We start from the raw sequence: 18,161 nt of genomic DNA on the forward strand, positions 1-18,161 counted from the left end.
TCCGTAACCGAGACCGCCGCCTGGACCGGAGCTTCCGCCATCCTGTTCGACCTGGATGGAGTCCTCACACCCACTGCAACCGTGCATGAGCAGGCATGGCAGGAACTATTTGAGGGCTACCTTGCCTCACAGCCCCAGGTGCCGGGCTACAGCGAAAGCGACTACTTCGACCACATTGACGGCAAACCGCGGTTCGACGGTGTCCGCGACTTCCTGGCGTCCCGCGGAATCGTGCTTCCCGAAGGCCCTTTGGATGACGACCCCGCGAACTCCACGGTCCAGGGGCTGGGCAACCGGAAAAACCGGATCTTCAACGACATCGTGAGCGCCGGCGTGGAGCCGTTCGAGGGCTCAGTGCGTTTCCTTAAAGCCGCGCTGGACCGCGGACTGAAGGTCGCCGTCGTCTCCTCCTCCCGCAATGCCCCCGCGGTCCTCGAAGCTGCCGGCCTCAGCCGCCACTTCGCAGTCGTGGTGGACGGTGTGGTGGCTGCCCGGGAAGGCCTGCCCGGAAAACCCAGCCCGGCCACCTACGACTATGCCGCCCGTTTGCTGGGGTTGCCCAGCGAGGAGTGCGTGGTGGTGGAGGACGCCGTGTCCGGCGTGCAGGCCGGCCAGTCCGGATCGTTCTATTCCGTCATCGGAGTGGACCGTGGCGCCGGACGGCAAACCCTCCTGGACGCTGGGGCAACCCTGGTGGTCAACGACCTCCAGGAACTCCTGCCGTAGCCCGCCCGCCGCCTTCCCCCGGGCGGCACCGGCTGCTCCCCCCGGCAGCGCCAATCCAAGTACCTCCCTCCCTACGAATACCCTGTGCCGGCCGTGCCGGTTGTACAGCACACGCCTAAGGATCCCAACACCATGGCCATCATCACCGCGGACCGCGACAGGTTCCCGAACACCCCTTGGCAGCTTGTGGAAACACGCCACGAGCCGGGTGACGCCGGGACCCTGGAGACGCTTTTTTCCCTGGGCAACGGGCACCTGGGCATCCGCGGTGCCCACTGGGCTGCCGCCGACTCCGACTTGCCGGGCAGCTTCATCAACGGCCTGCACGAGATCTGGGACATCAAGCACGCCGAGAATGCTTTTGGTTTCGCCAGGACGGGCCAGCGCATCCTGTACATCCCGGACGCCAACAACTTCACGGTGATCATTGACGGCGAGACCCTGAGCCTTGCCGAATCCGAGGTGCTGGACTACCGCCGCTCCGTTGATTTCGCCACCGGAACCTACGAGTGCCGGATCACCTGGCAGTGCCGCTCCGGCGCCTCCGTGACCACCACGGAACGCAGGGCCCTGGGCTTCGCCTCCCGCGGCAGCCTGGGTATTTCGCTCCAGGTGGCGGCCGACCGCGATGTTGCGCTGGACGTGACGTCATCCGTCATCAACCGCCAGGACCAGCCGGTGGAGGACCACTCAGTGCACGATCCGCGCCGGGCCGGCCGCCACGCCGGCCGGGTGCTGCTGCCGCTGCGGCTCGACGGCGGCGACGGCTCGCTGCGCCTGGCCTGGGAAGCTGCCGAATCGAAGCAGCGCGTGGGCATCGCCGTGGACCACTGGACCTCGGCCGGCTACCAGCCGTTCGACACCCAGGTGGACCAGGACGACAGCAGCGTCCGCTACGTGCTGGCCGTCAGCGCGGACGAACCCTTCACGCTGGAGAAGAGCGTCAGCTATGCGGCCGGGCGGGCAATCCAGGACGCCGCAATCGACGCGGCCGAGGTGGCCGAGGCAGGCCTGCGGTCCGTGCAGGACATTTTCGCCGAGAGTGCAGCGCATTTCCGCGACTACTGGGCAACCTCGGACATTGTGGTTGACGGCGGCAGCCCGGAACTGCAGCAGGCCATCCGCTGGAACCTGTTCCAGCTGGCCCAGGCCACTGCCCGTGCCGGTGTGGCCGGCATCCCCGCGAAGGGTGTCACGGGCTCCGGCTACGAGGGCCACTACTTTTGGGACCAGGAGGTCTACCTCCTGCCGTACATGACCTACACCAACCCGGAGGGCGCCCGGCAGGTCCTGGAGTTCCGCCACGGCATGCTTCCCGAGGCCAAGATCCGCGCCAAGGAGCTCAGCGTGGACGGCGCACTGTTCCCCTGGCGCACCATCAACGGGCTGGAGGCCAGCGCCTACTACGCAGCCGGCACGGCACAGTTCCACATTGCCGCAGCCATCGCCTTCGCCACGAACAGGTACCTCTGGGCTACCGGGGATACCGCGTTCCGTGACGGGATGGGCGCCGAACTGCTGATCGAAACCGCACGCATGTGGATCTCGCTGGGCTTCTTCGGCAAGGACGGGCTCTTCCACATCCACGGCGTCACCGGCCCGGACGAGTACACCGCCGTGGTCAACGACAACCTGTACACCAACGTCATGGCCCGCTTTAACCTCCGCGCTGCTGCCGCCCTGGAGCATGCCGGCGTCAGCCAGGAAGAACGGCAGCTGTGGGAGGCCGCGGCCAACCTGATGCAGCTGCCGTTCGATGACCGCATGCAGGTCCACTCCCAGGACAACGACTTCATGACCCTGGAGGCCTGGGACTGGACCACACCACGGTCCAAATACCCACTGCTGCTGCACTTCCACCCGCTGGTGATCTACCGCCACCAGGTCCTCAAGCAGGCTGACACCGTCCTGGCGATGTTCCTGCAGTGGCAGGACTTCACCGCGGAGGAAAAGCAGCGGGCGTTCGACTTCTACGACCCCATCACCACGGGCGATTCCACCCTTTCCGCGTGCGTGCAGGGCATCATGGCCGCAGAGGTGGGGTACTCCAAGGAAGCACTGGACCACTTCACCAATGCCGTGTTCATCGACCTTGATGACACGCACGGCAACACCATCGACGGCGTGCACATCGCCTCCACCGGCGGGGTGTGGAGTTCGCTCGTCTGCGGCTTTGCCGGCCTCCGCGACCAAGGGCCCGTTCCCTATTTCGACCCGCGCCTGCCGGCTGAGTGGAACGGGCTGACCTTCCACCTCAAGATCCGGGGCCGGCTGCTGCTGGTGCAGTTGGATTCCGGCTCGCTGACCCTGACGGTGCAGGAGGGCGAAACCCTCGAGGTGGACGTCCGTGGCCAGCTGCTGGCTGTTGGGGCCGAGCCGGTCCGGGTGGCACTTGAGCCCGTCAGTGAACCGGAGCCCACGGTCTTCCCGAGCGGACTTCCGACGGCGAGCATCCCGGTGGTGCGCGGCCACAGCTGAGCCGCTGCCCACCCCAGCGCGGGCTAAGCCGGGGAGGAGGCGGCGGCGGGCCGCCGCCTTACTCTCCTGCCGCCGTCGTCCGTTCCACCTCGGGTGACCGGTCCAGGGGGTGGGCCAGCTCGTCGTCGGGCATCCGTGCCACGGCCATGGCGACCACCGCCATGACGGGGCAGACGCCGCCGGCCAGCAGGAAGATCAGCCAAATGGGCAGGACCTCCGCCGCAGGGCCGGCCAGGGCCATGGACACCGGCATCAGGGCGAGCGACACGAAGAAATCCAGGCTGGAGACCCGGCCCAGCAGGTGGGGCGGAACGCGCCGCTGGAGCAGCGTGCCCCAGATGACCATGCCCACGCTGCCGGTCACGCCCCACACAAACAGGGCTGCCGCCATGACCCAGAAGTTGTCCATGAGGCCGACGGCGGCCAGCGGCATACTGCCGATTCCCCAGGACACCATCATCACCGTGAGGTAGCGCCGCGGCAGCCGAAGGGACGCCGTGACGAGGGAGCCCGCTGCCGCGCCGACGCCCATGACTGCCAGCAGGAAGCCGAACATGCTGGAGTCGCCGCCCAGCTGGTCGCGCACCACGAACGGCAGTAGCACCTCGATAGGGCCGATCAGGAACAGCACGGAGATGCACGCCCAGATCAGGGTCCACAGCAGCCACGGCGTGCGGAGGGTGTAGCTGACGCCCTCGCGAAGGTCATTCAAGAACGACTGTTTCCGGTGCTCCCCGGGGCTCTGTTCATGCCCGCCGTGCTGCGTGGCCAGGGTATGGCGGCCCAGGAAGTTCAGCACGATGAACGCCAGCAGGTGGCACATGGCCACACCCGTCACCGCATGCGAGGGCGAGAGGGCGGCCACCAGGATGCCCGCCACGGCAGGGCCTGCCGCCTGCTGGAGGACCGGCCGCATGGTGCCTTCCATGCCGTTAGCTGCCAGCAGGTCCTCGGCGGGGAGGATGCGCGGCAGGATGGCCGAGTAGGCGGGGAAGAAGAAGGCGGCGCCGACGCCCAGGACGAACGCGCCTGCCGCAACATGCCACAGCTGCAGCCAACCGGTTATCGCCGGTCCGCTGATGGTTGCGATGACCGCCAGGTTCGCGCCTTCGACGGCGATGATCAGCCGGCGCTGCGGGATCCGGTCGGCTGCGATGCCACCGGCCAGGACGAACGCCACCAGGCCGATACTGCCGGCGGCCGCCACCATGGAAAGCTCAAGCGGTCCGCCGCCCAGGTGGATTACCTGGTAAACCATGGCCACGGCCCACATGCCCGAGCCGAAGATGGAGATGGCCAGCGCTGCGATCAGGACCCGGTACTCACGGTGGGCAAAGGGGCGCAGGGCTTTGGGGGCGGGCATGGGGTTAATTCTAGGCTCTGGGCGACAGCCGGGGACCGGCCCGAAACCCCCTCCCGAAGGCAACGCGGGGTCACTCCCGGCCCACTATCCGCCGTTCTTTGGGCCTGTTCTGACCCCGCGTTGCTTCGTCTTAGCCGGCGAGGAGGGTGCTGGCTTCCTGGCGGGTGGTGCCGGAGTCCTGGATGCCGTCGGCGATGTGGGCGAGGGCGGCGGGGATGTCGCGGCCTTTTTTGCGCATCGCGGTGGCCCAGAGCCGGCCGGCGCGGTAGGAGGAGCGGACCAGGGGCCCGGACATGACACCGAGGAAGCCGATCTCGTCCGCTTGCTGCTGCAGGTCCACGAATTCCTGCGGCTTGACCCAGCGGTCCACGGGCAGGTGGCGTTCGGAGGGGCGCAGGTACTGGGTGATGGTGATCAGGTCGCAGCCGGCGGCGTGCAGGTCGCGGAGGGCTTCGGAGATTTCCTCGCGGGTTTCGCCCATGCCCAGGATCAGGTTGGACTTGGTGACCATGCCCAGGTTCCGGCCCTGGGTGATGACGTCCAGGGACCGGTCGTAGCGGAACGCCGGGCGGATCCGCTTGAATATCCGGGGCACGGTTTCGACGTTGTGCGCGAACACTTCGGGCTTCGAGGCGCAGATCGCGGCGATGTGCTCCGGCTTGCCGGAGAAGTCCGGGATGAGCAGTTCGACGCCCGTGCCGGGGTTCAGTTCGTGGATTTTGCGGACGGTTTCGGCGTAGAGCCAGACGCCTTCGTCTTCGAGGTCATCGCGGGCCACGCCGGTGACGGTGGCGTAGCGCAGCTGCATGGCCTGGACGGAGCGGGCCACCTTGGTGGGTTCGAACCGGTCCACGGGGGAGGGTTTGCCGGTGTCGATCTGGCAGAAGTCGCAGCGGCGGGTGCATTCGGAGCCGCCGATCAGGAAGGTGGCTTCCTTGTCTTCCCAGCATTCGAAAATGTTGGGGCAGCCGGCTTCTTCGCAGACGGTGTGCAGGCCTTCCTTTTTCACCAGGTTCTTCAGCCCGACGAACTCCGGGCCCATCTGGACCTTGGCCTTGATCCAGTCCGGCTTGCGCTCCACCGGGGTGGCCGCATTGCGCTGCTCGATCCGCAGCATCTTCCGGCCTTCAGGTGCCAGTGTCATGGTTGTTTCCTTTGTTCGTGCGGGGTTGTTGTGCTCCGGCCGGCAGCGGTTGCTAGCATTCGACGACGTTGACGGCGAGGCCGCCCATGGCGGTTTCCTTGTATTTGGAGGACATGTCCTTGCCGGTTTCGCGCATGGTGATGATGACCTCGTCGAGGGAGACGCGGTGGGTGCCGTCGCCCCAGAGCGCCATTTTCGCGGCGTTGATCGCTTTCGCGGCGGCGATCGCGTTCCGTTCGATGCACGGGACCTGGACCAGCCCGCCGATCGGGTCACACGTCAGGCCCAGGTTGTGTTCCATCGCGATTTCCGCGGCGTTTTCCACCTGCGCCGGGGACCCGCCCATCACCTCGGCCAGGCCCGCGGCCGCCATCGACGACGCCGACCCCACCTCGCCCTGGCAACCCACCTCCGCCCCCGAGATCGACGCCTGTTCCTTGTAGAGCACCCCGACGGCCCCGGCGGCGAGCAGGAACTTCACCACGACGTCGTCGCGGTCCTGCTGGCCGGCCTGGTCCATGCCGGGGGCGAAATGCAGCGCGTAGAACAGCACCGCCGGGATGATCCCGGCCGCGCCGTTGGTCGGGGCGGTCACCACCCGCCCGCCCGAGGCGTTCTCCTCGTTCACGGCCAAGGCGATCAGGTTCACCCACTCCTGCCAGTACTTCGGGTCATGGAAGTCCTGGTCCTGGCCGTCACTGTCCGGGGTGTCAGGTTCCAGGCGTGAGCTTTCCTTCTTCAGCCGCTCGTACCAGTCAGGGGCCCGGCGTCGGACCTTCAGCCCGCCCGGCAGCACCCCCTCACGCTTCAACGACGTCGCCACGCAGTCCTCCATCACGGACCAGATATGCAGCAGCCCCGCGCGGATCTCCTCCTCCGTGCGGGAGGCCTTCTCGTTGACCAGCATGACATCGCTGATGCCCAACCCGGTTTCCCGGCAGTGCTCCAGGAGCTCGGCGGCGGTGCGGAACGGCAGCGGCAGTTCCTTCTTCGACTCCTCCAGCTCCTGCTGCGCCGCGTCCTCCTCACCCTCACGCACGATGAACCCGCCACCGACCGAGAAGAACGTCGCCGAATGCAGCACAGTGCCCTCGGCACCGGTCACGGTGAACGTCATCCCGTTGGTATGCCGCGGCAGCACAGTCAACGGCCGCAGCACCATGTCCTTCACCCCGTACGGCAACGCCACCGCCCCGGCCAGCTGCAGCACACCGGTCTCCGCTATCGCAGCCAGCCGGGCCTCCACCTCCTCGGGCAGGATCAACTCCGGATGGAACCCCTCCAACCCCAACAAAATCGCGGTCATCGTCCCATGCCCGTGCCCCGTCGCAGCCAAAGACCCATACAGATCCACCCGCAACCCCGCCACCTCCGCCAACACCCCGGAAGCCTTCAACTCCTCCGCAAACACAGCAGCAGCCCGCATCGGACCGACCGTGTGCGAGCTTGAGGGACCGATCCCAATCGAAAAGAGATCAAAAACACCAACAGCCATGGCAGGTCTTCCTAACTGAATGGAGAAGGGGAAAGGAACAGCGGGGCCGGGGTTTCGACAGGCTCAACCACCGGAAGGTGACGTACACACATGGGGCCGGCGGAGCCGGACTTTTCGAAAGCGTGCGTCAAAGCGACGAAGGAGCAGCACGCGTGAAAATGTCCGGTCCGGCGGTCCCGGAGCCCGCCACGGCCTAGGACAGAGGTGCGATGCCCGGGTAGAGCGGGTGGGCTGCAGCCAGGGCCTCGACGCGGTTCCGCAGCCCGGAAAGGTCCGCATCGGCGTCGGCCGTTAAAGCCTCGGCGATGATGTCCGCAACCTCGCGGAACGCTGCTTCGCCGAAGCCGCGGGTGGCGAGTGCGGGCGTGCCGATGCGGAGGCCGGAGGTGACCATGGGCGGGCGCGGGTCGAAGGGAACGGCGTTGCGGTTGACCGTGATGTCGATCGCCGCGAGCCGGTCTTCGGCCTGCTGGCCGTCGAGTTCGCAGTTGCGCAGGTCCACCAGGACCAGGTGGACGTCGGTGCCGCCGGAGATCACGTTGATGCCCTTGGCGGTGACATCGGGCTGGACCAGGCGCTCGGCCAGAATGCGGGCACCGGCCAGGACGCGCTCCTGGCGTTCCTTGAACTCGGCAGACGCGGCGATCTTGAACGCCACGGCTTTGCCGGCGATGACGTGCTCGAGTGGCCCGCCCTGCTGGCCCGGGAACACTGCCGAGTTGATCTTCTTGGCCACGTCGGCGTCGTTGGACAGGATGATGCCGCCGCGTGGACCGGCGAGGGTCTTGTGCGTGGTGGACGTGGTGACGTGCGCGTGCGGCACGGGGGAGGGGTGCAGTCCGGCGGCAACCAGTCCGGCGAAGTGGGCCATGTCCACCATCAGGTAGGCGCCCACCGAATCGGCGATGCGGCGGAATTCGGCGAAGTCCAGCTGCCGTGCGTAGGCGGACCAGCCGGCCACGATCAGCTGCGGCTTGTGCTCCTGGGCCAGGCGCTCCACCTCTGCCATGTCAATGGTGTGGGTGTCTTCGCGGACCTGGTACGGAACCACATTGTAGAGCTTGCCGGAGAAGTTGATCTTCATGCCGTGGGTGAGGTGCCCGCCGTGGGCCAGGTTCAGGCCCATGATGGTGTCACCCGGCTTGATCAGCGCGTGCATGACGGATGCGTTCGCCTGGGCGCCGGAGTGCGGCTGGACGTTCGCGTACTCGGCGCCGAAAAGGGCCTTGACGCGGTCGATCGCCAACTGCTCGATCACGTCCACGTGCTCGCAGCCGCCGTAGTAGCGCTTGGCGGGATACCCCTCGGCATACTTGTTTGTCAGCACCGAGCCCTGCGCCTGCATGACAGCAACGGCCGTGTGGTTCTCGGACGCGATCATTTCCAGGCCGTCGCGCTGGCGGCCCAGTTCGTCGTCGATCTTTGCTGCGATCTCAGGGTCCAGCTCGGACAGGTCAGCGTCCAGGGACGGGGAGATGACCTGCTCGAAGGCTGCCGTTGCGGCAGCGGCGCCGCTCACAGCTCGCCGCCGTTGGCTGCGGCGTACTCTTCTGCGGACATGAGCGGGCCTTCTTCAGTGACCGCCACCTTGAAGAGCCAGCCGGCGCCATAAGGGTCGGTGTTGATGAGGGCGGGGTCCGAGACGACGCCGTCGTTGATCTCGACGACCTCGCCGGTGACCGGGGCGTACAGGTCGGACACGGACTTGGTGGATTCCACCTCGCCGCAGGTTTCGCCGGCAGTAACCGTGGAGCCCACCTCGGGCAGGTCCACGTACACAATGTCACCCAGGGCGTCGGCGGCAACAGCGGAAATCCCGACCCCCGTGGGCCCGGACCCGTCACCAGCAACCCATTCGTGCTCGGCGGAGTACTTAAGTTCAGCAACAACTTTGCTCATGTGTAATTCCTTAGTTCTTGGAGTGTGAAAAGTGAGAGAGCGTTTGGTTCAAACCTGCGAAAGGTGAGAGAGCGTCGGAGGGCCGGCGGAGCCGGGCTTTTCGAAAGCGTGCGTCAAAGCGACGAAGGAGCAGCACGCGTGAAAAGTCCGGTCTGCCGGCACGTACCCGGCCGCGAGGGGAGTCACTTCGTGCGCTTGTAGAACGGGAGTTCAACTACTTCGAACTTCTCTGGCTTGCCGCGGAGGTCGATGTCCAGGACGGTGCCGGGGGTGGCGAATTCGACGTCGACGTAGGCCATGGCCACGGGGTAGCCGAGCGTCGGGCTGGGCTGGCCGGAGGTGACCTCCCCTACCAGGGTGCCGTCCTTGAGGACGGGGTAGTGGGCCCGGGCGGCGCGGCGGCCGGTTCCCTTGAGGCCCACCAGCTTTTGGCCGACCGTTGATCCGAATCCGGCAGCCTTGATTGAAGCCAGCGCCTCCTTGCCCACGAAGTCGCTCTCCTTGGTGAGCGACACAACGGGGCCGAGGCCCGCGGAGTAGGCGTTCACGTGGCGGGACAACTCGTTCCCGTACAGCGGCATGCCGGCTTCAAGGCGGAGCGAGTCGCGGGCGGCGAGGCCGGCGGGGATCAGGCCGGAGCCTTCACCTGCTTCCAGCAGCGCGTCCCAGAGCCCGGCCGCGTCCAGGTTGCCAATGTAGATCTCGAAGCCGTCCTCGCCGGTGTACCCGGTGCGGGCCACAAGGAGATCCTGGACCGCACCGCTGACGGTGATGCCCACCTCAACGGCGGCGTAGTACTTGAGTTCCGTGACCAGCGGGTGCTGGTGCGCCGGGACGAGCTTCAGCAGGATTTCTTCGGCCGCCGGTCCCTGGATGGCGATCAGCGAAGTCTCGGCAGAGGCGTCATCGACGGCGACATCGAAGTCCGCCGCCCGCTCCAGGAGCGCCCTGGCCACGACGGCGGCATTGCCCGCGTTGGGAACCACCAGGTACTGGTCCACGCCTTCCTTCGGGGAAGGGCGGCGGTAGGAGATGAGGTCGTCAATGATGCCGCCGTCAGCGTCGCAGATCAGTGAGTACTTCGCCTTGCCGACGGCAACCGCGGAGAGTTTTCCGGCCAGGGCGTAGTCCAGGAACGCTGCGGCGTCGGGACCGGTCACCCAGACTTCACCCATGTGGGACAGGTCGAACAACCCGGCAGCATTGCGGACCGCGTGGTGTTCCGCCAGCTCTGATGCGTACTTGAGCGGCATCTGCCAGCCACCGAAGTCCGTAAAGGAGGCGCCGGCTTTCTTGTGCTGCTCGAACAGGGCAGTGTATTTCTCGGTCATCAGGAATCCTTACTGTTGCCGGTGGTCGAGCCTGTCGAGATCCAGGTTTCGACAGGCTCAACCAACGGGCGAATTAGTTTTCGAAGTCTTCGAGCGGCGGGCAGGAGCAGATGAGGTTGCGGTCCCCGGCTGCGCCGTCGATCCGGCCGACGGGCGGGAAGTACTTGTCCTGCCGCAGTGCAGAGACAGGGAAGGCGGCCTGCTCGCGCGGGTAGGCGCGGTCCCAGTCAGAGCTGACGACGGCGGCTGCCGTGTGGGGTGCGTTGCGCAGCGGCGAGTTTTCCAGGGAGAAGTCCCCGGCGGCCACCTGGTCGATTTCGGCGCGGATGGTGATCATCGCGTCGATGAAGCGGTCGATCTCGGCGAGGTCCTCGGACTCGGTGGGCTCCACCATCAGCGTCCCGGCCACCGGGAAGGCGAGGGTGGGGGCGTGGAATCCGAAGTCGATGAGGCGCTTGGCCACGTCCTCGGCGGTGACACCCGTCTTCGCGGTCAGTTCGCGCAGGTCGAGGATGCACTCGTGCGCCACCAGCCCGCCCTCACCCGTGTACAGCACAGGGAAAAACTCGTTCAGCCGGGAAGCGACGTAGTTGGCCGCCAGGAGTGCGGACTTCGTGGCCTCGGTCAGGCCCTCGCCGCCCATCAGCTTCACGTAGGCCCACGAAATCGGCAGGACACCGGCGGAGCCGTATCGTGACGCGCTGATGGCCACGCCGTGGCCCTCCTCATGCGCGGCTTTGTTGGCGTCGCCCGGCATAAAGGGTGCCAGGTGTGCCTTGGCAGCTACGGGTCCGACGCCGGGGCCGCCGCCGCCGTGCGGGATGCAGAAAGTCTTGTGCAGGTTCAGGTGGGACACGTCGCCGCCGAACTTGCCGGGTTGAGCCAAACCGACCAGGGCGTTGAGGTTTGCCCCGTCGACGTAGACCTGCCCGCCCGCGGCGTGGATGGCGTCGCAGACCTCGCGGACGTCGGCGTCGTACACACCGTGGGTGGAGGGGTAGGTGATCATGATGCAGGACAGGACGTCCTTGTTGGCCTCGATCTTCGCGGTCAGGTCCGCGTGGTCGATGGTTCCGTCGGCGGCGGTGGCCACGACAACAACCTTCATGCCGGCCAGGACCGCGGAGGCAGCATTGGTGCCGTGGGCGGAGGCCGGGATCAGGCAGACGTTGCGCTGGTCGTCGCCGCGGGACAGGTGGTAGCCGCGGATCGCCAGCAGCCCTGCAAGTTCACCCTGGGAACCGGCGTTGGGCTGGATGGACACCTGGTCGTAGCCGGTGATCTCGGTGAGGTCGGCTTCCAGGCCTTCAATCAGTTCGCGCCAGCCCTCAGTTTGCGAGTCGGGGGCGAACGGGTGGATTGAGGCGAATTCGGGCCAGGAGATGGCTTCCATCTCCACGGTGGCGTTCAGCTTCATGGTGCACGAACCCAGCGGGATCATGGTGCGGTCCAGCGCCAGGTCGCGGTCCGAGAGGCGGCGGATGTACCGCAGCAGCTGGGTCTCGGAGCGGTGGGTGTTGAACACCGGGTGCTGCAGGTAGCCCGAGGTGCGGAGCACCGTTTCGGGCAGCTCGTAGCCCTGTGCGTCCCCGATCGGACCGGCGCCAAAGGCGACGGCAACAGCGGAAAGTGTTGCCGCCGTCGTCGTCTCATCGATGGAAACACCCACGGTGTCTTCGTCGACGAAGCGCAGGTTGATGCCCCGGGCCTCAGCCGCGGTGATGGCCTTGCGGGCCTTGCCGGGGACACGGACGGTAAGGGTGTCGAAGAAGGAGTCGCTGACGAGCTCCCGGCCCACCTTGGCGAGGGCGGTGGCGAGCACCCGGGTGTTGTTGTGGACCCTCTCGGCGATGGCCTTCAACCCGTCCGGGCCGTGGTAAACGGCGTAGAAGGAGGACACGATGGCGAGCAGCGCCTGGGCGGTGCAGATGTTCGAGGTCGCCTTTTCCCGGCGGATGTGCTGCTCGCGGGTCTGCAGCGCGAGACGGTAGGCGGGGGCGCCTGCATTATCCTTGGACACGCCGACGATGCGGCCCGGCAGGGTGCGTTCCATGCCGGTCCGGACGGCCATGTAGGCCGCGTGCGGGCCGCCGAAAAACAGCGGAACGCCAAAGCGCTGGGTAGAGCCGACGGCGATATCGGCGCCCTGCTCGCCTGGAGGGGTGATCAGGGTGAGGGCGAGGAGGTCGGCAGCGACGGTGACGAGGGCGCCGCGTTCCTTGGCTTCAGCGATGACCGCCGACTGGTCCCACACCCGGCCCGAGACGCCGGGCTGCTGCAGCACGATGCCGTTGATGGCGCCGTCGGGCAGTCCGTTGGACAGGTCGGCAATTTCAACTTCGAAGCCAAGCGCCTCGGCGCGGCCCTGGACGATGGCAATGGTCTGGGGAAGGCAATCGGCATCCAGGACCGTCTTGCCGTCCTTGGCGTCCTTATTCTTGTTGGCCCGGCGCATCAGCAGCACGGCCTCTGCCACGGCGGTGGCTTCGTCCAACAGCGACGCGTTCGCGACCGGAAGCGCGGTCAGGTCCTGGACCATGGTCTGGAAGTTCAGCAGCGCCTCAAGCCGGCCCTGGGAAATTTCAGGCTGGTAGGGGGTGTAGGCCGTGTACCAGGCCGGCGCTTCCAGGACGTTGCGGCGGATGACGGCCGGGGTGATGGTGTCGTAGTAGCCCTGGCCGATCATCTGGACCGCGGTCTTGTTTTTGGCGGCGATCCGGCGCAGCTCGGCCAGGACCTCAACCTCGCTCATGGCGGCCGCCAGCCGGAGGGCCTTGTCCTGGCGGATCGAGGCAGGGACGGCAACGTCCACGAGACCGTCCACGCTGTCGTAGCCCACGGCTTTGAGCATCGCGTCGACGTCGGCCTGGCGGCGCGCGCCGATGTGCCGGTCGGCAAAAGTCGATGGAAGGGATTGAATCGTCATGAGGAACTCCAGGTCTGGCCGGCCACTGGTGGCACGGCATGGTTTGGGTTCCTCCCCGCTCTGTATTGGACCTGAGAGATTCCGGTGGAGCCTGTTTGTGGCAGGGCCCGCCTTGCACCGTCGGTGAGTCCGGGACCCCTCGTCAAAGGGATGTGGCCGGGCTGCTTTCCAGAGTCGCCTCGCCGTGACGGTACATGGGCCTGAGAGATTCCTGGGGAGGATTTGCTCCTACGGCGCCTGCCCGGTGTTGCTCCGGGAGGACTCTCCCGTCACAGCTCGAAAGGCTTATTCAAATATGGGTGATTCGGCTCACAAGGTACAGGCTGAAGGGCTTCGAAAGCAAATCCGTCCAGTCATGACGGCCGGGAGCAGCCGGTTCGCGACGTTGTTGCGGGCGGGGGTTTGACAATCATTCGTGACCGGAACCACACTGAACCCGTGATCGGCGCTGCTTCGCAACTGATCATGACTTCTAACTTAATGCCTTTGACCTGCGGCGGGAGAGTCCTGCCCGGTACATTCAGCAGGCGCCGTAGGAGCAAACCCTCCCCAGGAAACTCTCAGGCCCCCGTACCGCCGCGGAAAGGCAACTCTGGAAAGCAGCCAGGCAGGTCCTGGCTCACCGACGGTGCAAGCACGCCTTTATGGCTGCGGAAACTCTCAGGTCCTGTACAGAGCGGGGAGGAACCGAATCTTTGTGGCACTTGACGGTGCTGCTTGAACGATGGAGTTCCTCATGACGATTCATCCCCCGACGTCCCCCAGCGGCCAACCACACCCAGGCAAAGCCCAACACAGCGAACCGCCGCACCTGGAGCGGCAGCTCAGCAACCGGCACATCCAGCTCATCGCCATCGGCGGAGCCATTGGCACGGGCCTCTTCATGGGCTCCGGCAAAACAATCTCCGCGGCCGGCCCGTCCGTGATCTTCGTGTACATGATCATCGGGTTCATGCTCTTCTTCGTGATGCGGGCCATGGGCGAACTGCTGCTGAGCAACCTGAACTACAAGTCCTTCAGCGATTTCGCGGCCGACCTCCTGGGGCCCTGGGCCGGGTTCTTCACGGGATGGACCTACTGGTTCTGTTGGGTGATCACCGGCATCGCCGACGTCATCGCCATCGCCGGGTACTCCCGGGAACTCTGGCCCTCGCTGCCGCTGTGGATCCCCGGGCTGGCCACAGTCGCCATTCTCCTGCTGCTCAACCTCGCCACCGTGAAGGCGTTCGGTGAGACGGAATTCTGGTTCGCCCTCATCAAGATCATCGCCATCGCAGCGCTGATCATCGTGGGCCTGTTCATGATCTTCACCGGGTTCCAAAGCGACGCAGGAGCCGCCGGGTTCAGCAACCTGTGGAGCCACGGCGGTTTCTTCCCCAACGAATTCATGGGTTTCGTGGCCGGTTTCCAGATCGCCGTTTTCGCCTTCGTCGGCATCGAGCTTGTTGGCACAACGGCCGCCGAGGCCAAGAATCCTGAACGGAACCTGCCCAAGGCCATTAACGCCATCCCCATCCGCGTGCTGCTCTTCTACGTCGGCGCCCTGATCATCCTGATGTCCGTCACCCCCTGGACCCAGTTCGCGGCCGGCCACAGCCCCTTCATCGGAATGTTCTCCCTGGCCGGGCTTGGAGCCGCGGCAACCATCGTCAACCTGGTGGTCCTGAGCTCCGCCATGTCCTCCGCCAACTCGGGCATCTACTCCACGTCCCGGATGGTCTTTGGCCTGGCACAGGAAGGCGACGCTCCCGGCATCTTCAGCCGCCTCTCCACGAGGAAAGTACCCAGCAACGCGCTGTTCCTGTCCTGCGTGCTGCTGCTCTCCGGCGTCGTCCTGATGTATGCCGGCCAGGACGTGGGCAAGGCCTTCGAGATGGTCACCACCGTGTCCGCCGTCTGCTTCATCTTCGTCTGGTCCATCATCCTTGCCAGCTACCTCGCCTTCCGGCGCCGCCGCCCGCACCTGCACGCGGCGTCCGCGTTCAAAATGCCCGGCGGCATCCCCGTGGTGTGGCTGATCTTCGCCTTCTTCGCCTTCGTCCTTTGGGCCCTCACCACCCAGTCCGACACCCTAGCCGCGCTGCTGGTCACCCCCGCATGGTTCCTTGTGCTGGGCATCGCGTGGGCCATCCTGCGGCGCCGCCCGGCACATCTCGCCCGCTTCGCCGTCTTCCAGGCCGAGCTCCGGGCCGATGAGGCTGCAGCGGGCCGCAGCAAGGGGGCAGTGAACGACAGGACTCCCCAGAAAGAGCAGGCGCCGAAGTGATCGGCACGGACGTGACGGACGCGGCAGGCGAGCGGGTCACCCGGCCAGGCACCAAACCGCATACGCGGGCGTCCCGGGAAGCCAGGAGCCTTCCCACCCGTCTGGAGATCATCCCGACAGAGGGCATCACGGCCGGCGTCCGGGCCCACGTTCCAGCGGGGTCCACCATCACCGTGACGTGCCTGCCGCACCATGGCATCGCGCGGACCATGCAGACCGCGCTGCTGCTGGCCGGTATGGGATACAGCGCGGTCCCGCACCTTGCTGCCCGGAGCATCGGGAGTCGCCAGCAGCTGGAAAACGCGCTGCGGGACTGCCGGGATGCAGGGATCACGGAGGTGTTCGCCATCGGCGGTGATGCTTCGGAAGCTGCCGGACCGTACAGCAACTCCCTTCAACTGCTGGAGGACATCATGGAGCTGTCGGGCGGGGACATCTCGGCGGGAGTGGCGGGATACCCGGAAGGGCACCCGCATCACGGCGAGCTCCAGATGCTCGACGCCCTGCTGGAAAAGCAGCACCTGGCATCCGGCGTCACCACCCAGATGTGCTTTTCCGTTCCCCGGATCAGCTGGTACGCGGAAACCCTCCGGCGCGAAGGTGTCCAGCTGCCCATCTGGGCGGGGGTGCCCGGCGCCGTCCCCCGTGCCAAGCTCATCGCGCTCGCGGCAAAGATCGGCGTCGGCCCGTCCCTGAAGTTCCTCACCCGGCAGGGGCCGCTCGGCCGCCGTCTGCTCAGCGGCAGCAGCTACTCGCCCCTGCCGATCCTGGACCAGCTCCGCGATGTTCCGGAGATTGCAGGCATCCACCTGTACACCTTCAACAGCCTGGGCCATGGAAACCCGCAGGCCACGTCATAGAAGTTAAGCATGCTTAGTGTTGATCCACTTAGGATGGAGAAGCACGGCAGCCCACCGCTGCAGGTCGATTTGAATGAAGGTGACCATGGCCAAGAGCAGCAATCCCGCAGTACGAATCGCACAGGAAACCGCCCACAACGCGGTGTTCGACGCCGACGGCAAGCCCAAGCCGGGCGTCCACAACATGCTCCTGAAGGCGGTGGAAATCCAGCGTCCACTGGTGGTGGCCTACATCCGCCGGCTGCAAAAGAAGCATCCCCGCGCCACGGCGGCGCAGCTGGCGAACATCCTGGAACGCGACTACCTCCGTGCCGTCACCGGCGGGGGTGCAGTGGTGGGCGCTACCGCCGTCGTCCCAGGGGTGGGAACGGTGGCGTCGCTGGGACTGTCCGCGGCCGCCACCGTGGGGTTCCTGGAAGCAACAGCCCTGTACGCGACGTCCCTGGCGGAGCTGCACGGCATCCGCCTCACCAACCCCGAGAAGGCCAGCACCATGGTCATGGCCATCATGCTTGGCGAAGAGGGGACGGCGCTGCTGGGAACCCTCAGCGGCCAGGCCGCGGGCAGCGGAGTCAACGCCACCAGGGCCTGGGGCAGCATGCTTTCCAAATCCATGCCCATGCCGGGATTCAGCAGCATCCGGAGCAGGATCCAGAAGGCTTTCCTCAAAAACCTCCTCAAGCGCCAGGGCACGGCACTGTTTGGCAGGGCCCTGCCGTTCGGCATCGGGGCTGTGGTGGGTGGAGCAGGTAACCTCATGATGGGCCGCGCGGTGGTGTCCAACGCCAAGGAAGCGTTCGGCCCCATGCCGGACACCATTCCCGGGGAGCTTAAGCCCACCGCTGCCGCTCCGGACAACCTGACGCTGGAAGGCGACACACTTGGATCTCAACGCTGACCTCGGCGAATCATTCGGCTCCTGGACGATGGGAGACGACGCCGCGATGTTCCAGCTGGTGACCAGCGCCAACGTGGCCTGCGGGTTCCACGCCGGGGACCCCATCACCATGCTCGACAGCTGCCGGGCAGCCTACGAGCTCGACGTCACGGTGGGTGCGCACGTCGGCTACCGCGACCTGCCGGGCTTCGGCCGGCGCTCCCTGGACACAAGCTTCGATGAGCTGTTCGGCGACGTGCTGTACCAGCTGGGCGCCCTCGACGGCGTTGCCCACGCCGTGGGTGCCTCCGTGGACTACGTGAAGCCCCACGGCGCGCTGTACAACCGGCTGGTCCATGACGCCGGGCAGGCCTCGGCTGTGGTTGCAGCGGTGAACGCGTACGATCCCGGGCTGCCCATCCTGGGACTGCCGGGCTCGGAACTGCTGAAGCAGGCACAGGAAGCCGGGCATCCGGTGTTTATCGAGGCCTTCGTGGACCGTGCCTACCGGGGCGACGGCACGCTGGTGCCGCGCTCGCAGGAAGGTGCCGTCCTGCACGACGTCGATGCGATCGTTGAGCGCGCAGTCCGCCTGGCAACTAAGGGCGAAGTGGTGGCCGTCGACGGTACAGTGGTGCAGGTCCGGCCGGATTCCCTGTGCATCCACGGCGACACCCCCGGTGCCGTGGAGATGGCCGCGGGCGTCCGGGCAGGACTCGAGGCGGCCGGCGTAGAGCTGGAGCCGTTCGCGTAGGCCGCCCTCCTCAGGCAACGCGGGGTCACTCCTGGCCCGCCG

General features: G+C 66.4%; 13 protein-coding genes and 2 riboswitches. Of the genes, 6 read left to right on the plus strand and 7 right to left on the minus strand.

The genetic code is table 11. The features are described 5' to 3' along the window. The coding region (locus tag P2Q66_RS19570) for an HAD-IA family hydrolase (RefSeq protein ID WP_275730835.1) at positions 1–726 on the plus strand (726 nt) is incomplete at its 5' end. A gap of 132 nt (positions 727–858) precedes the next feature. Continuing rightward, entirely contained in the window at positions 859–3,204 is a 2,346-nt protein-coding gene (locus P2Q66_RS19575; RefSeq protein WP_275730837.1) for a glycosyl hydrolase family 65 protein, read from the plus strand. Positions 3,205–3,262: 58 nt separating this feature from the next. Here P2Q66_RS19575 and P2Q66_RS19580 read toward each other — a convergent pair whose 3' ends face one another. The 7 genes from P2Q66_RS19580 to gcvP form a co-directional block, all read right to left on the minus strand. Beyond that, positions 3,263–4,567, minus strand: a complete 1,305-nt coding sequence (locus tag P2Q66_RS19580; RefSeq protein ID WP_275730839.1) for an MFS transporter — start codon at positions 4,565–4,567, stop codon at positions 3,263–3,265. Between the two features lie 130 nt (positions 4,568–4,697). After that, on the minus strand, positions 4,698–5,711 hold the full coding sequence (gene lipA, locus P2Q66_RS19585) for a lipoyl synthase (RefSeq protein WP_079598614.1): 1,014 nt from the start codon (positions 5,709–5,711) through the stop codon (positions 4,698–4,700). 52 nt (positions 5,712–5,763) lie between these two features. Beyond that, complete coding sequence (locus P2Q66_RS19590) at positions 5,764–7,206, minus strand: L-serine ammonia-lyase (protein WP_275730841.1); 1,443 nt, start codon at positions 7,204–7,206, stop codon at positions 5,764–5,766. 193 nt (positions 7,207–7,399) lie between these two features. Then, the gene (gene glyA / locus P2Q66_RS19595; protein ID WP_275730842.1) at positions 7,400–8,725 is read right to left on the minus strand and encodes a serine hydroxymethyltransferase; all 1,326 of its coding nucleotides are present in this window, start codon (positions 8,723–8,725) and stop codon (positions 7,400–7,402) included. Next, positions 8,722–9,105: a glycine cleavage system protein GcvH gene (gene gcvH, locus P2Q66_RS19600; protein ID WP_275730844.1), complete on the minus strand. Its 384-nt coding sequence runs from the start codon at positions 9,103–9,105 to the stop codon at positions 8,722–8,724. The genes glyA and gcvH overlap by 4 nt, the downstream gene beginning before the upstream one ends. 182 nt (positions 9,106–9,287) lie before the next feature. Beyond that, positions 9,288–10,436: a glycine cleavage system aminomethyltransferase GcvT gene (gene gcvT, locus P2Q66_RS19605; RefSeq protein WP_275730846.1), complete on the minus strand. Its 1,149-nt coding sequence runs from the start codon at positions 10,434–10,436 to the stop codon at positions 9,288–9,290. Positions 10,437–10,509: 73 nt separating this feature from the next. Continuing rightward, complete coding sequence (gene gcvP, locus P2Q66_RS19610) at positions 10,510–13,362, minus strand: aminomethyl-transferring glycine dehydrogenase (RefSeq protein ID WP_275730847.1); 2,853 nt, start codon at positions 13,360–13,362, stop codon at positions 10,510–10,512. A 178-nt stretch (positions 13,363–13,540) separates the two neighbouring features. Beyond that, positions 13,541–13,641: riboswitch (glycine riboswitch) on the minus strand. Between the two features lie 208 nt (positions 13,642–13,849). Further along, positions 13,850–13,948, plus strand: a riboswitch (glycine riboswitch). A 150-nt stretch (positions 13,949–14,098) separates the two neighbouring features. Here gcvP and cycA point away from each other — a divergent pair. From cycA to P2Q66_RS19630, 4 genes are all read left to right on the plus strand, one after another. Further along, positions 14,099–15,628, plus strand: coding sequence for a D-serine/D-alanine/glycine transporter (gene cycA / locus P2Q66_RS19615; protein WP_275730850.1), 1,530 nt, complete (start codon positions 14,099–14,101; stop codon positions 15,626–15,628). After that, complete coding sequence (locus P2Q66_RS19620) at positions 15,625–16,488, plus strand: methylenetetrahydrofolate reductase (protein ID WP_275730852.1); 864 nt, start codon at positions 15,625–15,627, stop codon at positions 16,486–16,488. The genes cycA and P2Q66_RS19620 overlap by 4 nt, the downstream gene beginning before the upstream one ends. A gap of 85 nt (positions 16,489–16,573) precedes the next feature. Further along, positions 16,574–17,386 carry a hypothetical protein gene (locus P2Q66_RS19625; protein ID WP_275730854.1) on the plus strand — a complete coding sequence of 271 codons (813 nt, stop codon included), beginning with the start codon at positions 16,574–16,576 and terminating at the stop codon, positions 17,384–17,386. After that, positions 17,370–18,119, plus strand: coding sequence for a 5-oxoprolinase subunit PxpA (locus P2Q66_RS19630; protein ID WP_079598607.1), 750 nt, complete (start codon positions 17,370–17,372; stop codon positions 18,117–18,119). The genes P2Q66_RS19625 and P2Q66_RS19630 overlap by 17 nt, the downstream gene beginning before the upstream one ends. The last annotated feature ends 42 nt before the right edge of the window (positions 18,120–18,161 follow it).

It is taken from the genome of Arthrobacter sp. Cr_A7, assembly GCF_029222765.1.
GTDB lineage: Bacteria > Actinomycetota > Actinomycetes > Actinomycetales > Micrococcaceae > Arthrobacter.